Origin of the sequence: Sporosalibacterium faouarense (assembly GCF_016765695.1) — a bacterium.
In the GTDB taxonomy this organism is placed as follows: Bacteria; Bacillota; Clostridia; order Tissierellales; family VENL01; genus Sporosalibacterium; species Sporosalibacterium faouarense.
Map to the genome: position 1 here is coordinate 1 of NZ_JAETGO010000076.1, position 20905 is coordinate 20905.

The 20905-nt window shown below is 30.0% G+C and carries 12 protein-coding genes; 10 read left to right on the forward strand and 2 right to left on the reverse strand.

Annotated elements, in window-relative coordinates; all coding sequences use genetic code 11:
* Nucleotides 1-363 precede the first annotated feature (363 nt).
* The 3 genes from JMO20_RS20810 to JMO20_RS14480 all read left to right on the forward strand — a co-directional run bounded on the left by JMO20_RS20810 (nt 364) and on the right by JMO20_RS14480 (nt 4113).
* Nucleotides 364-486, forward strand: coding sequence for a hypothetical protein (locus JMO20_RS20810; RefSeq protein ID WP_243414755.1), 123 nt, complete (start codon nt 364-366; stop codon nt 484-486).
* Between the two features lie 177 nt (nt 487-663).
* Entirely contained in the window at nt 664-2880 is a 2217-nt protein-coding gene (locus JMO20_RS14475) for an outer membrane protein assembly factor BamB family protein (RefSeq protein WP_202710410.1), read from the forward strand.
* Nucleotides 2881-2913: 33 nt separating this feature from the next.
* A complete protein-coding gene (locus tag JMO20_RS14480) occupies nt 2914-4113 on the forward strand; it encodes an RtcB family protein (RefSeq protein ID WP_202710411.1) in 1200 nt (399 codons plus the stop codon).
* Between the two features lie 35 nt (nt 4114-4148).
* Here the strand turns inward: JMO20_RS14480 and JMO20_RS14485 are convergent, their stop codons facing one another.
* Entirely contained in the window at nt 4149-5321 is a 1173-nt protein-coding gene (locus JMO20_RS14485) for an MFS transporter (RefSeq protein WP_202710412.1), read from the reverse strand.
* A gap of 136 nt (nt 5322-5457) precedes the next feature.
* Between JMO20_RS14485 and JMO20_RS14490 the strand changes: the two genes are divergently transcribed.
* Both JMO20_RS14490 and JMO20_RS14495 read left to right on the forward strand, forming a co-directional pair.
* Nucleotides 5458-5640, forward strand: a complete 183-nt coding sequence (locus JMO20_RS14490; protein ID WP_202710413.1) for a hypothetical protein — start codon at nt 5458-5460, stop codon at nt 5638-5640.
* A 106-nt stretch (nt 5641-5746) separates the two neighbouring features.
* Nucleotides 5747-5980 (forward strand): hypothetical protein, encoded by a 234-nt coding sequence (locus JMO20_RS14495; protein ID WP_202710414.1) that lies wholly within the window; start codon nt 5747-5749, stop codon nt 5978-5980.
* A 36-nt stretch (nt 5981-6016) separates the two neighbouring features.
* Here the strand turns inward: JMO20_RS14495 and JMO20_RS14500 are convergent, their stop codons facing one another.
* Nucleotides 6017-7396, reverse strand: coding sequence for a pyridoxal-phosphate dependent enzyme (locus JMO20_RS14500; RefSeq protein ID WP_202710415.1), 1380 nt, complete (start codon nt 7394-7396; stop codon nt 6017-6019).
* 349 nt (nt 7397-7745) lie between these two features.
* Between JMO20_RS14500 and addB the strand changes: the two genes are divergently transcribed.
* Genes addB through JMO20_RS14525 form a run of 5 tightly spaced genes read left to right on the forward strand, consistent with a single transcriptional unit; the run spans nt 7746 to nt 20391 of the window.
* On the forward strand, nt 7746-11135 hold the full coding sequence (addB, locus tag JMO20_RS14505) for a helicase-exonuclease AddAB subunit AddB (protein WP_243414756.1): 3390 nt from the start codon (nt 7746-7748) through the stop codon (nt 11133-11135).
* Nucleotides 11135-14725 carry a helicase-exonuclease AddAB subunit AddA gene (gene addA, locus JMO20_RS14510; RefSeq protein ID WP_202710417.1) on the forward strand — a complete coding sequence of 1197 codons (3591 nt, stop codon included), beginning with the start codon at nt 11135-11137 and terminating at the stop codon, nt 14723-14725. The genes addB and addA overlap by 1 nt, the downstream gene beginning before the upstream one ends.
* A complete protein-coding gene (locus JMO20_RS14515; RefSeq protein ID WP_202710418.1) occupies nt 14725-15945 on the forward strand; it encodes an exonuclease SbcCD subunit D in 1221 nt (406 codons plus the stop codon). Before addA ends, JMO20_RS14515 begins: the two co-directional genes overlap by 1 nt.
* Nucleotides 15935-19465, forward strand: a complete 3531-nt coding sequence (locus JMO20_RS14520; RefSeq protein WP_202710419.1) for an SbcC/MukB-like Walker B domain-containing protein — start codon at nt 15935-15937, stop codon at nt 19463-19465. Before JMO20_RS14515 ends, JMO20_RS14520 begins: the two co-directional genes overlap by 11 nt.
* Nucleotides 19466-19497: 32 nt before the next feature.
* A complete protein-coding gene (locus JMO20_RS14525) occupies nt 19498-20391 on the forward strand; it encodes a GNAT family N-acetyltransferase (protein ID WP_202710420.1) in 894 nt (297 codons plus the stop codon).
* Nucleotides 20392-20905: the final 514 nt, after the last annotated feature.

A 20905-nucleotide genomic window follows, 5' to 3' on the forward strand; every position in this document is an offset into this window, starting at 1 on the left:
AAAAGGAATGAACTTAGAGTTAGAAATAAGTTATGCATCCATGATTTTAGCATGTGTAGTAACAACCACCTTAACAGTAATATCAACCTTAATTCCATTAAAAAAAGCAATATCTCTTAATGTAGTTGAATCAATAAGAGCAATAGATTAAAAATAAATGTATGATAAATTGTTATTAAATAAGTCGTTAATATGAGTATGCTTGCATTAATTTTCAAAACATAATTTTCCAATACCTGGTTAAGCAACTTTATAGAATCATCTTATGAAATCAAAGATTTAGTGTAGGTAAAACTGGTTAATAATCCTAATTTTAAAAAGGCTTTATCTGATATGATGGAAAAGCAAATTAAAGAAAGAAATATGTCTTTATTATACGAGTTTGAAGGAGTAGTACTAAATAAAAGCTATTATACTACAGATGAAGGTTTAGTAATATATTTCCAACGGGTTGAAAAGAGTGATTATTTTAAGAACTCAGACTGACACCTGGGTTCTATTTTTATTATGTAGAGTTGTTATGGAAATTTGATACAATTTAATAGTAACATTGAATTTATTAGAAAGGGATAAAACCTTTAGTTTTTTTACTTAAGATAAGACATAGATACTATTATATAGGCTTTACGTGTAAACATTATACGATGCAATTGGGGGGATTCTATGAAAAAGAAATTTTTAAAAACTTTTATTTTATGTACTGTATTGATATTATTAACTAACTGTTCTCAGAAAAAAAATGAACAAGAAGTTGATGGTAAGTTAGATAAAGAAGTTCAACAGGCTGATGTTGAATCACAAAAGAAAGAAAATGAGAAAGAGATTAAGAGAGAAAATGATAATGAGAAAGAGAATAAGAAAAAAAATCAGAATAAGTATGGAAATATTGTAAAAAAAGAATTTGATAACCTTTATATAGTTGATGATATAAGTGGTGAACAAGATATTTATCCTGTTATACCAGATATTGAAGTGTTAAGAAGGAATATTGGTGGAACTACTGTTTGGGATATAATAAACTATGAATCTGATGACTTTATACTAACAAAGGATAAGAATAATAATCTATATCTTTCCAAGACTACTGTAGCCTTTGAAAAGGATGACACAGCAGATAGTATAGATATAACTTCATATATTGCAGATATGAATGTTAATGTTACTAATATAGATTTAGAAGTACTTAATATATCTTATGAGAGTGATTGGTTAATATTTAAAGTACGCGATGAAAATAACGAAGTAACTTTAGTATCAAATTGGTATGGGGAGAAGCACTTATTTACACGATCTTTAGAGGATGAGCCTATTAAAGAATATAATATAACTAATGTAGCTGTTATACCAAGTAATGATTATTTAAGCGATAGAGATGATTATTATGAAATTTATACTTACACTAAAGAGGATAATAATTATTTCCTTATATGGGATTATAATTGGAATAGAGTCGCTGAATATAAACTTCCAAAGGAAATTAAAGAGGTAAGGAGAATCTATACTTCTTATGATTTAAAAGATAGCTCTTTCTATGAAAGAAAAAAGGATAAAATTTATATTCAAGCATTAACAACTCTAGGGGATTATACTGTATCCTATGAAATAGACTTGTCTGATGATTCAATCAAGAGATATGATACCGTAAGATATTTAAAGGAAATAATGGATATAGAATGGACTTTTAAAGGAAATGTTGAAAATTTAGTACCGGCTGGGCGAGTAGGAGACGTTGTTTTAATTTATGGCCATGATAGGTATTACAGTGGCTATCATAATGACGAGTATTTATATGGTGTTGATATGAAAACTGGTAACGAGATATGGTCTGTATATGGAGGCTACATGGGAGTTGATTATAGCTTAAGTAGTGACAAAAAATACATTATAACAGCAGTACCCCTAGATAAAAAAATACAATGTATAGAAATTGAAACAGGAAAAATTATATGGGAAAAGATTCTTAATAATGCATATAATCGAGGTAGCATAAAAATAACTTCAATACAAGATGAGTTTATTATTGAATGTGCGGATATACCTAGAAAAAATAATAATCGTATAATACTTGGGGTCGATCAGAAAACAGGAATTATTCTATGGGAAAAGAAAACTGATGAAAAAGATTTTGATGTTTATGATTCGAAAACAGGAAAAGAGGTTTTTACAATTGATATTCCTAGAAGGGGCGAGTTGACTTATGAAACAGGGGAAATGTTTGGTATTGATCATATAATAGGTGATCCTATATACTGGAGTAATAACAATTGGAATAATAAACAGTGGATTGGTTTTGAAGATGGATTTAGATTAATAGATCTTGAAACAGGAGTAGTTCTTCAATATATTAGGGATGAAGCCAGTACCCTTGTACTTTTAAATGAGGAATATTCCATTCTAAGAACTCTTAATGAAGATTCTTATGGAGATAAAAGAGGACATTATCATAAAAATCGTGATAAAACGGAATTTAGTTTGTATTCTAATTTAGAAAACAAAGTATTGTGGAACAAAGATGAAGTCTTCCTTTGTGCAACTATTGATGATGATAAGCTATATTATATTACCGACAATAAGATTAAGTCTGTGGAATTAGCCACTGGTAATACATTATGGGAAAACCATTTTCCTAATAATTTGGATGATTTGATTAATATAAAGCCTCTAATTATAAATGATGAGCTATTTGTGGTATATAAAAGTATTATTTATTCCTTTGATATTGAGAGTGGGGAACTGTTGTATCAGGTAGGAGACTACTTTACTCAATATGCATGGTCTTGGGGGGTTATAAATAACTATCACCTTACCATGTATAGGGATGGAAATTATTTGCTTATAGGAAAAAGAAGAGGTATGATGGATTTAATTATATTAGATTAGTTATGGAATGAAATTAAGATTAGGAGTGTTAATATGTTTGTTATATACGATGACAAAAAACAATATAGGCCAATTAAAGTATGGCTTGATGATAAAGAACAGCTAGAGGAATCTTGTTTAGAGCAAGCAAAAAATCTGTCTAATTTACCATTTATACATAAATGGGTTTGCCTGATGCCAGATACTCATGCTGGATTCGGGATGCCTATTGGTGGAGTTATTGCTACTGAAAATGTTATAATACCAAATGCTGTTGGCGTTGACATTGGATGTGGAATGGGATTTATTGAGACCAATATACATAAATCTGAATTAAACGAAGGACAATATAAAAATATAGTTGGACAGATAATGAGGGATATACCCACAGGATTTAAACATCATAAGGAAAAGCAGGATAGTAAAGTTTTAGATGATGCTGAGAAAAATGAATTTTTCAAAAGTATTCCTGAATTATATGAAGAAATTGAAAGGGGATATAATCAGATAGGTACATTAGGCGGAGGGAATCACTTTATAGAAATTCAAGAGGATGAAAATGGATTCCTTTGCGTTATGTTACATTCAGGTAGTAGAAATTTTGGATATAAGGTGGCAAAGTATTTTAATAATATAGCTAAAAATTTGAATAGTAAATGGTATTCTTCGGTGCCCTCTAATTATGACCTTGCTTTTTTACCCCTTGATATTAAAGAAGGTCAAGAGTATATTAGATGGATGAACCTAGCTTTAGATTTTGCTAAAGAAAATAGGAATAAAATGATGGAAGTAATCAAAGAAAAATTGAAAAGAATCATACCTGGAATATCTTTTAATAATCAAATTAATGCCCATCACAATTATGCTTCACTGGAAAAGCACTATGACAAGGAAGTATGGGTTCATAGAAAAGGAGCAATATGTGTTGAGAATGGGAATATGGGTATAATTCCTGGAGCTATGGGAAGCTATTCATATATTGTAGAAGGTTTGGGAAATCCAGAAGCATTTAACAGTTGCTCCCATGGGGCAGGTAGAAAGATGTCTAGAAAAAAAGCTAAGGAGTTATTCTCTGTTGAAGATACTATTTTAGATTTGAAAGATCAAGGAATAGTATTAGGTAAAAATAATAAATCTGATGTTAATGACGAAATTAGATGGGCATATAAAGATATAGATGTTGTAATCGAGCAGGAATTAGATTTAATTAAACCAATTAAGAAGTTAAAAACACTATGTGTTATTAAAGGATAAGATAAAGCCTCGTTAATTTTTGATTAACGAGGCTTTTAATTCACCCACACATCTAACTTTTTTAAGAAAAATAATGCAATAAATTGAGAGCTACCTATAAATAATAAATATAAATTTAGAACATTATCATACGGGATAGTTTTAATTAGTAATATTAAAATTGAAGTACTAATTATTCGACCTAAGTTCAATGCCAGCTCATTATTTATTATATACTCTGTTCTCATATTTTCATCGTGGTTTTTACTTAAGAGATTATATATTGCTGATAATCTTGGAACTGAGAAAAATGGCATAAATATAGCATCTAATATTACATAGATTAAAATAAAGCTATAGCTTATTCTAATTGCTAAACCTACAACAGCTATAAACATAATAATTGAACCTAAATGCATAGAAAACATTCTTCTTTTAGGCTTTATTATTTTTTGTTGTAATAGGTAAGCTGCTGAAGATATTAAATAGGAGATAAGATAAATCTCTCCCAAGGCAACTTCACTCTTTGTAGTTTTATATAATAGAATACTAATTAAGAATAAGATTACAACATCTCTAAATCCCCAAGCTACTGTACTAATTCTCATCTTTTTCCACTGATTATTACCAGATCTTATGATTTTTTTAATATCAAGATATTCACCATAATGATTTGAATGCAATAATAAACTTACAAGTATAAGAATCAGGAATAGTACTAAAGAAATTGAGAACACAATAATGTAACCAGAGATATTTTTAAAATTAGCAATAATTAATGATGCTATAAATGGTGCTATGGCATTGGAAATCCCCATTACACATCCATTAATTCCGTTAAAGGTATCTCTGTTGTTTATAGATGTAAAATCAAAGCTAAGAACAGAAAATGATAACCAATAGAATCCTGAGGATATACCGAAAAGGCAACCTAATGGGAAAATAAGATTTTCAATATCATTTCTAAATACAAGTATAGTAATAAAGAATACTACATATCCAATAATACCTACTCTTAAAGGCCAAATTCCATTTTTTCTCTTTGATATCCATCCTCCTACTATAAAAGATAAGGGGATGAAAATATAGTGCATTAAATTGTAAGTGGCAACAGTAATTATACTTGAAGATTTTTTCCAAAGGAAAACATTAACGAAAACGTTTGACATACCTAATCCCAAGGCAAAAAGTCCACTTATAACTAATAATATTTTCGCCTTTTTTGACATTATTCCTCCTGTGAAATTAGTAGTTTTAACTTAATTTTTTATGCCGTATTAGTATTTTCAAATAACTGTACCTTTATTAGTGTTAATAAGTGTATATAACATAATTACTAGTAAATACTAATTTTGAGGTGATATCATGAGAAATGATAAAAAAGATTTAAAGAATAAAAAGAAAAGTCAATTTACTCAAGATGATATAACAAAACAATATGATGAAGGAAAGGATAGTTACCCAGAAAGAGATACATTTAGGAATGTAATTGATTCATTTATTATTGGAGAATCAGAAGAAGATGAGAATGATAGTGATAGTGAATAAGGAGTGCCACTACTAATTTAGTAGTGGTATTCTGTTGAAATATAATGATATTATTTGAAATTAAAGTAAAAAAAGAATAAGATATCATTGTATGAGGGGGGATTTTGTGTTAGTAATTAAGTGTGCAAGGTGTGGTAAAAAAGCTTTTAAATATAATAAGATTGGTCATGGTAAGGTATTAAGATGCTATTATAGCAGAATTAAGAAGGATTATAGTAAAAAAGATAGTGACAAAATTGTGTGTAGGTATTGTGGGAATATAATAGGGATAGATGATGGTGATTGTATAAAGATGAATCAAAATGAGTTCACATATACTGGAACGAAGTTAAATAAATAAAAAACTTGAGGCAAATAGCCCCAAGTCAACAATATTTTAGTGCCTTCCCTTATGAATCATTCTAAAGTAAGACTTTTCAAATCCCATTTTTTCGTAGAGTTTGATGGCCCTATCATTATCTCGTTCAACATGTAGTGATAAATTTCCATCGGTTAAATCTATGGCTGTACTTAATAATTCAGTACCGATTCCTCTGCCTTTTGCTTTCTTACTGGTAGCAATATATGCTAGGTGATAAGTAGGTATAAATTCTTCAAAACCAGTATTTACAATAATTGAAATTCCTGCTAGCTCAGTGTTATGATAAGCAAAAATAACAAAGCCTTCATCAAAAGCATTATGTAGTGCATCCTTTATTTCGTAGGTAGGATCAGTATAATCCATTAACCAATTATCAACCATTTCAACAATTTTATCTACTGAAAGGTCGGTATCATCCTTAGTTACCTTCCTTATATCTAGATCAATTCTTCCATCGTTTAATAGAATTACGTGATTCCCATCAGAAATATTACCTTTTTCAACCTCTTTCATGAAACCTGCAATGGGGTATCCATTAGCTATATCAAGGTCTACATTTTCTAATTCTCTAAACTTATTAATATAGCTAATTAATTCTTCTTCACTGATTCCAGTAACCTTTCCATTAGTATCATAAATCGCATCTAGAGCATCTTGGGCGATAGAACTTTCATATATAATTAAATCTCGATTATATTTATTAACCTTAACTTTTTCTTTAGGAATAGGTAAAATTTTAGAGCTGTTTTTCTTATAGGACTCATATATTGTATTTCCTTTATTAATAGTACAACAGTAAAGCATAGGCAATCTCTTTATTTTTTCATTTATCCATAGCTGTCTAAAGCCAAGATCTAAACCTGATACGGAAAATCCGTAGCTCATTAATGAAAATACCGAATTAATTTCTTCACCAATTTGAGAATCTAATTCCTTGGCAATAAAGGAAAGAGCTGTCATATTTATAATATTGTTTTCCATGCCAGGATTAGCATTATACCAATTATTTTCTTCGCATAACTTTTGACTGTAATGCAAGCATTCATTAATAGTTTCTCCACGTTCAATAACTTCGACTCTTGAAGATTTAATTATTTCATCATTTTTTAAATCACTATTTTTAGGTACAACTATTGTACAATTAACATCATAATAATCTGATAAATATGCTATAGATTTGCCTAAAATACCATAAGTACCTAAGCAAATAGTTCTTTTGTCCACAGATATAGCATCTTTAATTAATAAGTATGCCAGCCTGTCTACTCTATGTCCAGAAGGGTTATTACCTTCTAACTTTAAGTAAATTTTTGAAATACCCAATTCTTTTTCTAAGTTGTAAGCTCGTAATAGAGGAGTCTTACCAACCCTATTTTTTATCATGTTTTTGTTCATCATCGACCTCCTATATAATATTCTAAATAAACATACCTTATTTTTCCCTTACCCGTAAAAAAGTAAATTAATAGTTTTTTTGCAAATTTATTAGAATTAAGGGTAAAAAATGCTTAGATAAGCCGTTTTAATTAGTATAATTTAATATTATTATTAAATTATTATCTGAAAGTTATACAATTTTCAAAGAACAAAAGAGAAAATTGCATCTTGAAGCTTTAATCAAGATTATATTTTTAATTCATAGGCTAAGGAAAATAATGAAAAGCATAATTGGCAGGAAAAAGGGCATAAATGTAGAAGTTATTAAAGTATTATGCAATCTAGTTTTGGGGTGATTTATGTGGAAATGAGATTCATTACAGGAAGAGCAGGAACAGGTAAGACCTATAAAATATTTCAAGAGATAAAAGAGAATTTAAATAAGAATAAAAAACTATTTCTTATAGTTCCAGAGCAATTTACTCTACAGACGGAGTTTGATTTGATAACTAAAATGAATTTAACTGGAATTATGGAGGTGGAAGTATTAAGCTTTGAAAGGTTAGCCTATAAGGTATTAACAGAGGTTGGCGGCATCAAAAAAACTGCTATCAATGATTTGGGAAAGGTTATGATACTAAGACGACTCTTTGATGACCATTCAAAGGATTTATCTATATATAAAAATGCATCTAAACAATCGGGATTTTTAATTAACTTTTCTGAGATGGTATGTGAATTTAAAAGGAACGATATTACACCAGAAGATTTGCATATGAAAACCCAGTTTATTGAAGGGGATAGTATGTTAAAACAAAAGTTAAGTGATATAGCTTATATGTTTGGACAATTCAATAGCTATATGAAGGATAAATACACAGATGATGAAGATAGATTTAATCTATTAATTGAGAAGCTAGAAGAGGTAGAGATTTTTAATAACTCTGAGATTTGGATTGATGGTTATACTGGCTTTACTTCTCAACAGTTTAGAATTATCGAGAGACTAGTACATAAGGCTCAAAGAATAAATTTTGGATTGACAATTGATTTTAACAATATTGGAGATAGGGACTTATTCTATCCAACTCAGAAGACCTATGACAAATTGTTAGAAATATGTAATGCATATGGTGTGAAACATAAGAAAGTTGCCTTAGATAGCAATTTAGATAAAAAGTCTAATGAGTTAGAGTATTTAGAAGGGGAGCTATTTAAATATCCTTCTAGTGAATACAAAGGTAATGTAAATAATATAAATATATTTTCTGGTGCAAATCCATATACAGAAGTAGAAAATGTTGCTGGGAATATAGTGTCATTAATAAGGGATAAAAAATATAGATGGAAGGATGTAGCTGTTGTCGTACCAGCAATGTCTAGTTATGCTCCAATAATCAAAAGAGTCTTTAGAGAATATGACATTCCTTTTTTTATAGATGAAAAACGAAATATTATGAACAACTTAATTATTAAGCTTATATTATCCTCTTTAGATATTGTTAATAGGGGCTTTAAATATGAGGATGTATTTAAATATGCAAAAACAGGATTTACTGATTTAAATAGAGACGAGTGGGAGCTATTAGAGAACTATGCTCTTAAGTATGGTATAAGAGGAGATAAATGGTTTGATGACTTTATATATGAAGACGATAATTTAGAACTGATAAATAAAGTCAGAAAGAGTCTGATTAAGCCTTTTGATAAATTGAGGAAAAGGCTTAAGAAAAGTAATGGTGTAAAGGATAAGACTCTATCACTAATTGAATTTCTTTCTGATCTAAATATTGAAAGTAAACTACAACAATGGATTGATGAGTTAACTGAAAGTGGGAATCTAGACTATGTTAATGAAAATACTCAAATTTGGAATATAGTGATGGAAGTATTTGAACAAATGGTTGAGATTCTTGGTGATACTAAAATATCTCTAAAAGAATATATAAATGTATTGCAAACAGGATTTTCAGAATATAGGGTAGGGCTTATTCCACCTACTTTGGATCAGGTTTTAGTAGGAAGTTTGGAGAGGTCTAAGAGTCATGATATAAAAGCATTATTTGTTGTGGGTGCTAATGATGGTATATTACCATCGGGATTTAGTGATGATGGAATCATATTAGATGATGAAAAACAGTCTATGAAGGATATTGGTATTTCCATAACTTCTGATATTGAAACTAAGGCTTGTGAAGAAAGATTTTCAATATATACTATGTTTTCCAAGCCTTCTGAGGAGTTATATATTAGCTTTGCCTTAGCTGATAATGAAGGAACAGCATTAAGAAGATCCATATTTATTGATAGAATTAAGAGTATTTTTCCTGAACTGAGTATTGAAAGTGACATAATTATGAATGAAGAAAAAGAGCTTAGACAGATATCTACACCTATGTCAACCTTCAAATATTTAATTGAATATTTAAGACAGTATATAGAGGGTAACGAAATATCTGAAATGTGGTGGGATGTATATAACTGGTACTATAACAATGATAATTGGCAAGGTAATATTAAGAATACAATAGAGGGATTATTCCATGATAATCAAGAGGGATATATAGGGGAGGAATTTGCTAAAGAGCTATATAATACTCCTTTAAGAGCCAGTATTTCTAGATTGGAAAGGTTTATTAATTGTCCTTTTGCTCATTTCGTTAACTATGGATTAAAGCCTAAGGAAAGAAAGGAATATAAGGTAGAGAAATTTGATATAGGAACTCTATTCCATAATTCTGTTGAGGAATTTTCAAAGAAAATTAAGGTTGAAAAAATAGAATGGAGTCAATTAGATAGGGAAAAATGTGACAGATTAGTTGAAGAATTGGTGGACGAGCTTATTCCTAAGTTCGGAAATAATATCTTGCTAAGTAGCCACAGATATAAATATTTATCTAAAAAATTAAAGAGGGTAAGTAAAAGGGCTGTTTGGACATTAACCGAACATATAAAAAGAGGAGAATTTATACCTATAGACCATGAGCTTGGCTTTGGAGAAGGAAAAGATGACCAAGTTCCTCCAATCGTACTTCAATTACCAAATGGTGAAGAAATAAGGTTAGAAGGTAGAATCGATAGGATAGATGTTTTAGATGGTGAAGACAAGCAATATATAAAGGTAATTGATTATAAGTCTGGAAACAAGAAATTTTCATTATCAGAGGTCTATTACGGGTTGCAAATCCAATTAATAGTTTATTTAGATGCTGTTATAGAAAATATTCAGTATTTAAAGAATAAGTCCCTTATCACAAAGGATGAAGTTCATCCAGCGGGAGTTTTCTACTTTAAGATTGATGACCCTATGATAAACTCTGATGAAAGAGATACTGAAGTAATTGAAAATGAAATATTAAAGCAATTGAAAATGGATGGATTATTAATTAAAGACGTAAAGGTAGTAAAATCTATGGATAATTCAATTGAAGATGGTGGTCGTTCCGATGTAATCCCTGCATATATAACCAAGAAGGGTGAGTTAAGTAAGACTTCTTCCACGGCTGACTATGGTGAAATAAAAGGATTAATATCCCATGTTAAAAATTTAGTAGTGGAAATGGCCGTGGAAATATTAAAGGGAAATATAAAGATTCAGCCGTGTAAGGTAAATCAAAGAGTGTCATGTGATTTCTGTAAGTATTCTTCTATTTGCCAGTTTGATACAACAATAGACAATAATGAATTTAGAAATATTGCTAAATTAAAAGATGAAGAAGTACTACAAAAGATAAAGGAAGAAAGGAGTGAAGAATAATGCCAAATTGGACACCAGAGCAGAAGAAAGCAATTGAAACTAAGGATTCTAACTTACTTGTATCCGCTGCAGCTGGTTCAGGTAAAACAGCTGTATTAGTTGAACGTATTATACAAATCATTACCCAGGAAATGATTGATATAGATAAGTTGCTTATAGTTACATTTACAAATGCTGCTGCAGGAGAAATGAGAGAAAGAATATTAAAAGCCTTAGTTGATAAAATTCAAGAAAAACCTAAAAATGAAGCTCACTTGAGAAGACAACTTAACTTACTAAATAAAGCATATATAACTACTATTCACTCTTTTTGTATCGAGGTTGTTAGGAGAAATTTTCATTTAATAGACATAGATCCATCATTTAGAATAGGAGACAATACAGAAAAGAATATTTTAATCCAAGAGTCATTAGACGAGTTGATGGAACAAGAGTATGAGATTGCAGACGATAATTTTATTCTTTTAGTTGAAGCCTTTGGAACTAATAGAGAAGATGTAAAGCTACAAGAGCTTATATATAGGATTTATACCTTTATTCAAAGTAAGCCATATCCCCAACAATGGCTTAAGGAATCCGTTGAACAATTTAATATGAATGAAGAAGAATTCGAAAATAGTTTATGGGCAGCAACTATCAAGGAAAGTATTAAGATAGAGCTAAAGGGAGCTAAAGACATAATAAATGAAGCAATCCAGATAAGTAAAAGTGTCGGTGGTCCCCAAGAATATGAGGAAGCACTAATAGATGATTTGCAAAATATTGATAGCTTACAAAATAGCTTGGGAATCAGTCTAGAAAATTTTTATGAGGATATAACAAATATAAAGCACAAGAAATTTAGCTCAATTAGGGGAGAAAGAAAACTAGAGGTTGATGCTAATCTCCAAGAGGAAGTAAAAAATTTTAGAAAGCAATATAAAGATAAAATCATAAGTCCAATTCAAAAAAGTATTCTTACTAAGGGTATAGATGAGCAGATTCAACAGATAAATCACATGTATCCAATGATGACCTATTTATATGAATTGGTTATGAAATTTGATGAACTATATAAAAGTAAGAAACTTGAGAAAGGTATATTGGATTTCAATGATTTGGAGCATTATGCTTTAAGGATATTAGAACGTGAGGAAGTTCAAGAAGTATTTAGAAAGGGATTTGAATACATTTTTGTTGATGAATATCAGGATAGTAATATTGTGCAGGAGACAATTATAAATCGAATTAAAAAAGACAATAATTTATTCTTGGTTGGAGATGTAAAGCAAAGTATATATAGATTTAGAATGGCTGATCCTACTTTGTTTATAGAGAAGTATCAGTCTTATTCTGATGACACTAAGGATAAAGATGTTAAGGTCATATTATCTAAGAACTTTAGGAGTAGGCATGAAATTCTTGAAGGTGTAAACTACATATTTAAGAATACAATGTCAAAGGAGCTAGGTGAAATTGATTATGATGAACAGGCCTATCTCTATAAAGGTTTAGATTTTCAGCCAATAGAGGACCCTTCAATAGATGTAAGCATTATCGAAAAAGAAACTGAAGATTTAGAAGAGATAGATGAAGATATTGCAGAAATGACCTATGTTGAAGTTGAAGCAAAGGTTGTAGCTCAGAAAATAAAGGATTTGCTTGGAAAAGAAACCTTTAATCCAAAGAAAAATGAATATAAGGAAATAGAATACAGAGATATAGTTGTTTTATTAAGGGCAACTAAAAACTGGGCCCCTATATTTATGGAAGCCTTCTTAGATGAGGGAATACCAGTTTATTCTGATGATAGTTCAGGTTATTTTGATGTTATTGAAGTAAAGGTGTTTCTGGACCTATTAGCAGTTATTGATAATAAAAGGCAAGATATACCATTACTTGCCACTATGAGATCACCCATAGGGAAATTCACGACTCAAGAGCTTATTGATATTAGACTAAATGGAGAAAATAGAAGCTTCTATGAAGCTATTGAAAAATATATTGAGGAAAAGGATGATGCTCTTAAGCACAAGCTTGTGGGCTTTGTAAAGAATATCAATAGATGGGCTGAAGAAGTAAGGTTTGTAAAGCTTGATGACTTTATTTGGAGACTACTTATCGAAACAGGTTATTATCACTATGTAGGTGCTATGCCAGGTGGAATACAAAGACAAGCAAATCTAAGAATATTAGTTGATAGGGCTGAGCAATTTGAAAAGAGTGCTATCAATGGTCTATTTAACTTTATTAGATTCATTGACAAGCTTTCTCAAAGTGGAGGGGATATGAGTACTGCTAAAACCCTTGGAGAGAGCGAAAATGTAGTTAGATTAATGAGTGTTCATAAGAGTAAGGGACTAGAGTTTCCTGTGGTTATTTGTCCAGGTTTAGGTAAACAATTTAATCTGAGAGATACCCATGAGGATATTTTACTTCATAAGGATTTAGGACTAGGTCCAAAGTATATAGATATAGATAAAAGAGTTTATTCTGAAACCCTTCCACAAGTGGCTATTAAAAGAAAAATGAAAATTGAAAGTTTATCTGAAGAGATGCGAATTCTTTATGTTGCTTTAACAAGGGCAGTAGATAAGCTTGTTTTAGTAGGCTCTATAAAAAATATTGAGAAGGAAAGTCAGAAATGGTGCGGGAAAAATTCTGTTTATAGTTTGATAAATGGTAAATGCTATTTTGACTGGATATTAAGTGCATTGTCTAAGCATAAGGACGGAGATATGCTTAGAGAGATATATAGTGGAGATGTGGTTACTAATAATGAAGGTGAAGAATCTAAGTGGAATATTGAAATTGTAAAAAGGGATGAAATACTTTTAAAAGAAGATGAACGATTAAAGGAAAAAGAAAACTATAGGGATAGACTAATCAACTTTAATAGAGAAAAATCTTCTGAATTTAAGGATATAATCGAAAAGAGGTTTAATTGGTCATATGAGCATGATTTATCTGTTAAGATACCATCGAAACTATCGGTTACAGATATTAAGAAAGTATCCACAAAGAATATGGATAGTATTAATTATAAAACTTCGGCTATTAATGATATGCCAACATTTATTGAAAGTGAGCATAAATTTACAAATGCTGAAAAAGGTACTTTTATGCACTTTGTAATGCAGCATTTAGATTTTAAGAATTCTGATACCATTGAGAAAATTAAGGGTCAAATAGATACAATGGTAATTAAGGAGTTATTGACAGAGGAAGAGTCCAAAGTAATTAATACTGAGAAAATATTGAACTTCTTCCAGAGCTCTATAGGGAATAGAATCTTAAATAGTGGAAATTATCAAAGAGAAGCACCTTTTGTGCTTAGGAAAAAGGCAAGAGAAGTAATTGATGGATTAGATAATTGTGATGATGACTTATTGATACAAGGGGTTATTGATTGCTATTTCTGGGAAGATGATGAAATAGTTTTAGTAGACTACAAAACAGACTATATATATGATGGTAATATTGAGCGAACTGTTAATAGATATAGGGTACAGTTGGAGATATATAAAGAAGCTCTAGAAATGATAACTAGCAAAAAGGTTTCTGAGAGTTATCTATATCTATTTAATATTGATAAAGAGGTGAAGATATAATGAGAATACTACATACCTCAGATTGGCATTTAGGTAAACATTTAGAAAATCATAGTAGGATAGAGGAGCAGGAGAAGTTTATTGATGATTTGATTGAAATAGTGGAAGAAAACAATGTTGATATGATTTTGATAGCGGGAGATATTTATGATACAAGTAATCCACCGGCTAGGGCTGAAAAGCTATTTTATAACTCTCTAAAAAGACTATCGAATGGTGGTGAAAGAGTTATAGTTGCTATCGCAGGCAATCATGATAATCCTGACAGAATAATTGCATCTAAGCCCCTTGCCTATGAACATGGAGTTATTTTACTTGGAAAACCCAATAGTTCTATTGAATTAGGTAGGGTAGGCAAGCACGAAATCCTTGATGCTGGACAAGGATATTTTGAGCTGCAATATAAAGATGATAGGGTTGTCTTTGTAACTTTGCCATATCCTAGTGAACAAAGGTTAAATGAAGTATTTAAAGAAGCTAAAGACATTGAGGAAATGCGAAGGTCCTATTCTCAGAGAGTTGGACATATCTTTTCAGAATTATCAGATAAATTTAGAGATGAGGCCATTAATATTGCTACTAGTCATATTTTTGTAGCAGGTGGAGAGACAACTGACTCTGAAAGACCAATACAAATAGGAGGAGGACTCACTGTAGATGCAAATATGCTCCCTGAAAAAGCCCAGTATATTGCTCTGGGACATCTGCATAGACCCCAAGTGGTTAAGGGTATTGATAATAGAGCATATTACTCTGGATCACCACTACAATATAGCAAGAGTGAAAGAAGCTATAGCAAATGTGTATATTTAGTAGATATAGAACCAGGAAAAGATGCCGAGGTAGAAGAAATTCTTCTTAAGAATAGAAAGCCCATAGAGGTATGGAAATGTAATTCTATTGAAGAGGCTATTAATAAATGTGAAGAAAGTCAAGAAAGGGAAGTATGGGCTTATTTAGAAATTAAAACAGATAGAGTTTTAACCCAAAGTGAAATAAAAGAGATAAAAAAATTAAAGCCAGATGTACTGGCTATAAATCCAATATTTGAAGATATAGATAACGCTGGAGATAATGAAGTAGATGAAATGAAGGAAAGAAATATTATGGAATTATTTGAGGAGTTCTATATTAGTGAAAGAAAAGCTAGGCCTACTCAAGAATTTATGGAGCTTTTTGCAAAGATAGTAAACGAAGAAGGTGAAGAAGATGAAGCCTAAGATTCTTAAGATATCAGGTTTAAATAGTTTTAAAGAGGAGCAAATTATAGATTTTACTGAGCTTACCAATAGGGGATTGTTTGGGATTTTTGGTCCTACAGGTAGTGGAAAGTCAACAATACTAGATGCTATAACTATAGCATTATATGGAGAGATTTCTCGAGGAACTAAAGAGTATATAAACACTGATGCAGGTAAGTTATATGTATCCTTTGAGTTTGAAAGTGGAAGTGGTAAAGATAGAAAAAGCTATAAAGTAGAACGTAGCATTAAGCAAAAAGACGATGGTGGTATCAGTACAGATTTTGTAAAGTTTTATTCTGTAGATAATGATGGAGAAGATGGAGTTATAGACAAGGTAAATGAGGTAAAGAATGAAGTTACTAGAATAATAGGACTAACGGCTAATGACTTTACTAGATCAGTGGTTTTACCCCAAGGTAAGTTCAATGAATTTCTTAAATTAACAGGTGCAGAACGACGAGATATGCTTGAAAGAGTACTTGGATTAAGTAAATATGGAACGGAATTAGCCAAGAAGATAAATACATCGAGAAAAGCCAAGGAAGAAGAGCTTAATGTATTAAATGGGGAATTAAATAGATATGATGATGTGAGTAAGGTAAAGCTAGAGGAATTTAAAACAGAGTTAAGTAGTGTTAAATCAAATGGAGATGAGTTAAGAGAAGAAATAAAAGAGCTAGATAAGAAATATGAAAAGTATCAGAAGGTTTGGGAGTTGCAAAATGAATTAAAAGAGTATTTAGCCAAGGAAATAGAATTAAAGTCAAAGGCTGATGATATTAAAGCAAAAGAAGAAAAACTTGAAAAAGGGAAAAAAGCTAATAATGTATCTCCATTAATTACTAAATTTAGAGGAACTAAGATTGAACTTAATAAAGGTGAAAATGACCTAAGTGAGCTCAAAAAAGAAATGGATATATTAGGTTCAGAGTTATCAAAGCTTAAGATAGAATATGATAAAGCTTTTGAAAGAAAAGAAAAGGAATTAAATAACCTTATAGAAAAACAAACAAATATCAAAAATGCCATAGACCTAGATAAAGAAGCATCTAATCTTAGTTTAGAAGTAGATAAGAATCAAATGAAGTTAAAGGAATTAAAAGAGGCTTTTGATAAGTTGAAAAAGAGAGAGCTATTTTTCAATGATGAAAAAGCTAGACTTGTAGAAATAGTTAATGATAAGGAAAAAGAAATAGAAAAACTAAGCATCTCATCTGATTTTAGAGAAAAGCTCGGCTATGGAGTTGAGCTAGAGAAAAGGAAAAAGGAGCTATCTTTAAATATTAAAGATGAATTAAGCACAATAAATTCCTATAATCTTATCTTGCAGGATCAAAATAAGAATTTAAGCGATATTAATACTTCCCTTGAAAAGGAATCAATGAAATTTAAAGAAATAGAAAAGGAAATGGAGAGTCTCATTTCAAAAGAACCTAAGGACCAGAGCTTTATAATTTCAAAGCAAAGAGATATTGAAAAATTAATAGGAGAAAAGAAAGAAGTAATTGAGCTTGAGGAAAAGATTGCAAATGCTTTAAAAGAGAGAAAAAGTATAACTAGTAATAGAGAAGAATTAAATAATTCACTCTTAATATTAAAAGAAAAGTTAGTATTGAAGATGAAGGAAGAGGAGTTACTCAAAGCTGAGATAAAAGAAATTGAAAAGAATCAACAAGCAATCATTTTGAGTAATCAGTTGGAAGAAGGAGCTCCTTGTCCTGTATGTGGTTCTAAAGATCATCCTCAAAAAGCTTCAATGGATGATGATGTTAGTTTAGAAGATAAAAAGGAACTGAGAGAAGCAATAATAAAAAAGATAAGAAATCTTCAGAATGATATAAATAAATTGGAATTGGAAATCAAGTCTTTTGATAAAGATATTAGTAGCTTAGGTGAAGATATAGCAAAATTTAAAGAGAAGCTAGAGTCAAGAGACTCTAAGAAGCTTGATAATCAAATTAATGAGGAAGAAAAGTTAGTTAAGCAGCAAATAAATGATTTACAGACATGGACAGAAAGGATTAATAAAAATAGAGAAGATTTAGACGATGCTAAAGAAGTTATTAATGGTCTGAACAATAAGAAAATTGCATTAGAAGAAAAAATTAAAAGCTTAAATGAAAGACTTGATGAAGCAAGAGATAAAATGGACAATACAAAAGAAGAGTTAAGGGTTATAGATGATAAATATAATGATGTTAAAGTAGATTTAAACGTAGATAATATGATAGAAAGAATGGAAAAAATTCAAAGTAATGATAAAAAAGTTGATAGGCTTGAAAAAGAGTTAAAAGAATATAGAAATAAGATTAAGAGTTTAGATAATGATAAAGAAAATATAGATTCAAAAATTAATTCAATTAATACAGAATTAGTTCAATTAGAGTCAGATACTAAAGGAAAATTAGAGCAGATAGAAAATAACAAAGGTAAAGTATTTAATATTTGTGGCAAAGAAGATCCTAAAAAATATTTATCATATGTAGAAAATTTGATTAATGAAATAAGAGAAAATGAAGAAGTACTTAGGGAAAAGAAGAAATCTAAAGAAAATCAACTTAATAAATTGCAGAATGACATTATTAGATTGGAGAACAATCTAGAAAATTTAAACAAGCAATATACTAATTTAGATGGAGAAATTAAGTCAGCTTTAGTGGATAATGGTTTTAATAGTATTAAAGAAGCGGAATTATGGATATTAGAAGCAAAAGAGATTGACAGTTTAGATAGTACTATAAGTGATTTTAAAGATCAAGTAAGAACAATAGATAACAATATATCTAGAATAAATGAAAATCTAAGGGATAGCTCAATCTCAGAAGAAGGCTGGAAAGAAATTAAGGAAAATAGGGCTAATAAAAAAGAAATCTATAATAATATTATAGAGAAAATGGGGCAGATAAAAGAAAAGGTAGTTAGTATGGAGAAAGACCTTGAGAATGTTAGAGAATTAAAATCAAAAGTGAAGAAACTTCAACACACTGTAGATATGCTAAATGATATGTCATTCCTTGTTAGAGGGAATAAATTTGTGGAATATGTAGCTATAAATCATTTGAAATATATTGCTAAGGAAGCATCTAAACGACTCATGGAAATAACAAATAATAGGTATGCCTTAGAACTAGATAGTAAAGGGAACTTCATTATATGTGATAATTATAATGGTGGTGTTAGAAGAGATTGTAATACTCTATCAGGTGGAGAAACATTTATGACTTCATTATCATTGGCATTAGCTTTATCTACACAAATACAATTAAAGGGTAGAACTTCTCTTGAATTCTTCTTCCTAGATGAAGGCTTTGGAACTCTCGATAATAATCTATTGGAAGTTGTGATGTCGTCTTTAGAGAAGTTGTATAGAGAAGATTTATGTGTAGGGATTATAAGTCATGTTGAAGAATTGAAGAATAGAGTGCCAGTCAAATTAGAGGTTTCTCCTGCAGAAGCTGGTGTACATGGAACTAAAGTAGAGATAAAGTATAGTTAATTAAAATAATATTCTGTGTGGGGGCGAATTGTATGAGAGTAGAAAAATTAAGCAATAACAGAATTAAAGAATTTATTAACTATTGTAAGAAGTACAGAGATAGAGTAGATGATTCTTTCTTATATGATGAAGAGTTAAATGATTTTCGGGCAGATGAAATTAATCCAACATACTTACTTGTGGAAAATAACAATATAGTTGGGGTAGGTTCTCTTATGCTAGATTTGAAGTATAGAAAGGGTAGATTTAGAATACTACATACAAGTAAGGGGATAGATGGATATAAAATAATCTTTAAAAAGATTTTAGAAGATTGCATGTCAATTGATAGGATATATATATTCATACCTCTTAAAGAGGAAGAAACTATTCGAACATTAAAGTCTCTTAATTATAATGTAGAGAGATATGCTTTTTTATTAGAAAGGCCAGCATTGGATATTTCAGAATACAGTTTTTCTAGTGAATATGAGCTTAGAGAATTTAAGTTTGGTAGGGATGAGGAAGATTTCTGCAAGGTAAGAAATGCTGGATTTTCATCACTTTTAGGATTCACTCCTATTACTGAAGAAACTGTATCACAAATGTCTAATTGGGATGATCATCTTGAAGGAGGAATTTTTCTTTTGTATCATGATGATGAAGCCATAGGAGTTGTTAGAACTGGAAAAGATCTGAAAAATGATGAGTATTATACGCAAATAGGTTCTTTAAGTGTTGTTCCAGAGTATCAGGGGCAGGGTATAGGTAAAAACTTATTGAGGTTAGCTTTAAGCTATGGCAAGTCCAAAGGGATGAATAAGGCTATACTATCAGTTAATGGAGAAAATGAAAATGCAATACGACTTTATAAACAAGAAGGGTTTAAGGAAGAAGATTCCTTTGTTTGTTTAAATTATTCTATCAGAATGCATGATTCAGAGTAGGAAGCTTATAGATTGAATATATAAGTATTTATACATTATAATAATGTTATTTTTAGATGGTCTTGAATTTAAAGATAGGTTGGTAAGCAAAATTAAGAAAATGTCATAAATTAACACTTGAAACAATTTAAATTCTTTGTTATAGTATTAAGAGTCGTCACGAAACGACATTTTACGAAAGATAAAACTTTAAAAAAAACACAAGATAAAATAATTTGCAGCACAGAAGAAAAAGCTTAATGCTTTTGCATTAAGCTTTAAATAACTCTTTTTTAGAGTTGATATATGAGTTAAAAAAACTTTGAAAAATAATTTTGAAAAGCTCTTGACAAACTTTTGGGAAGCTGTTATAGTATTAAGAGTCGTCAGAAACATTAACGGCAAAGCAAAACGTTGAACAAGCTTTTAAATACTACAATTTAATGAGATAATAAATTTCATTAATACTACTTTGGTCTTTGAAAAATAAACAGCGTAGAGATAAATTAAACACATGTAATACAATTTATTTCAA

Coding starts and splice junctions, on each gene's coding strand:
- JMO20_RS14500 (WP_202710415.1), bottom strand. CDS start 7,396: ATGAACAAAAACATGATAAAAAATAGGGTTGGTAAGACTCCTCTATTA.
- addB (WP_243414756.1), top strand. CDS start 7,746: ATGAGATTCATTACAGGAAGAGCAGGAACAGGTAAGACCTATAAAATA.
- JMO20_RS14475 (WP_202710410.1), top strand. CDS start 664: ATGAAAAAGAAATTTTTAAAAACTTTTATTTTATGTACTGTATTGATA.
- JMO20_RS14515 (WP_202710418.1), top strand. CDS start 14,725: ATGAGAATACTACATACCTCAGATTGGCATTTAGGTAAACATTTAGAA.
- JMO20_RS14485 (WP_202710412.1), bottom strand. CDS start 5,321: ATGTCAAAAAAGGCGAAAATATTATTAGTTATAAGTGGACTTTTTGCC.
- JMO20_RS14490 (WP_202710413.1), top strand. CDS start 5,458: ATGAGAAATGATAAAAAAGATTTAAAGAATAAAAAGAAAAGTCAATTT.
- JMO20_RS14480 (WP_202710411.1), top strand. CDS start 2,914: ATGTTTGTTATATACGATGACAAAAAACAATATAGGCCAATTAAAGTA.
- JMO20_RS20810 (WP_243414755.1), top strand. CDS start 364: ATGTCTTTATTATACGAGTTTGAAGGAGTAGTACTAAATAAAAGCTAT.
- JMO20_RS14525 (WP_202710420.1), top strand. CDS start 19,498: ATGAGAGTAGAAAAATTAAGCAATAACAGAATTAAAGAATTTATTAAC.
- addA (WP_202710417.1), top strand. CDS start 11,135: ATGCCAAATTGGACACCAGAGCAGAAGAAAGCAATTGAAACTAAGGAT.
- JMO20_RS14520 (WP_202710419.1), top strand. CDS start 15,935: ATGAAGCCTAAGATTCTTAAGATATCAGGTTTAAATAGTTTTAAAGAG.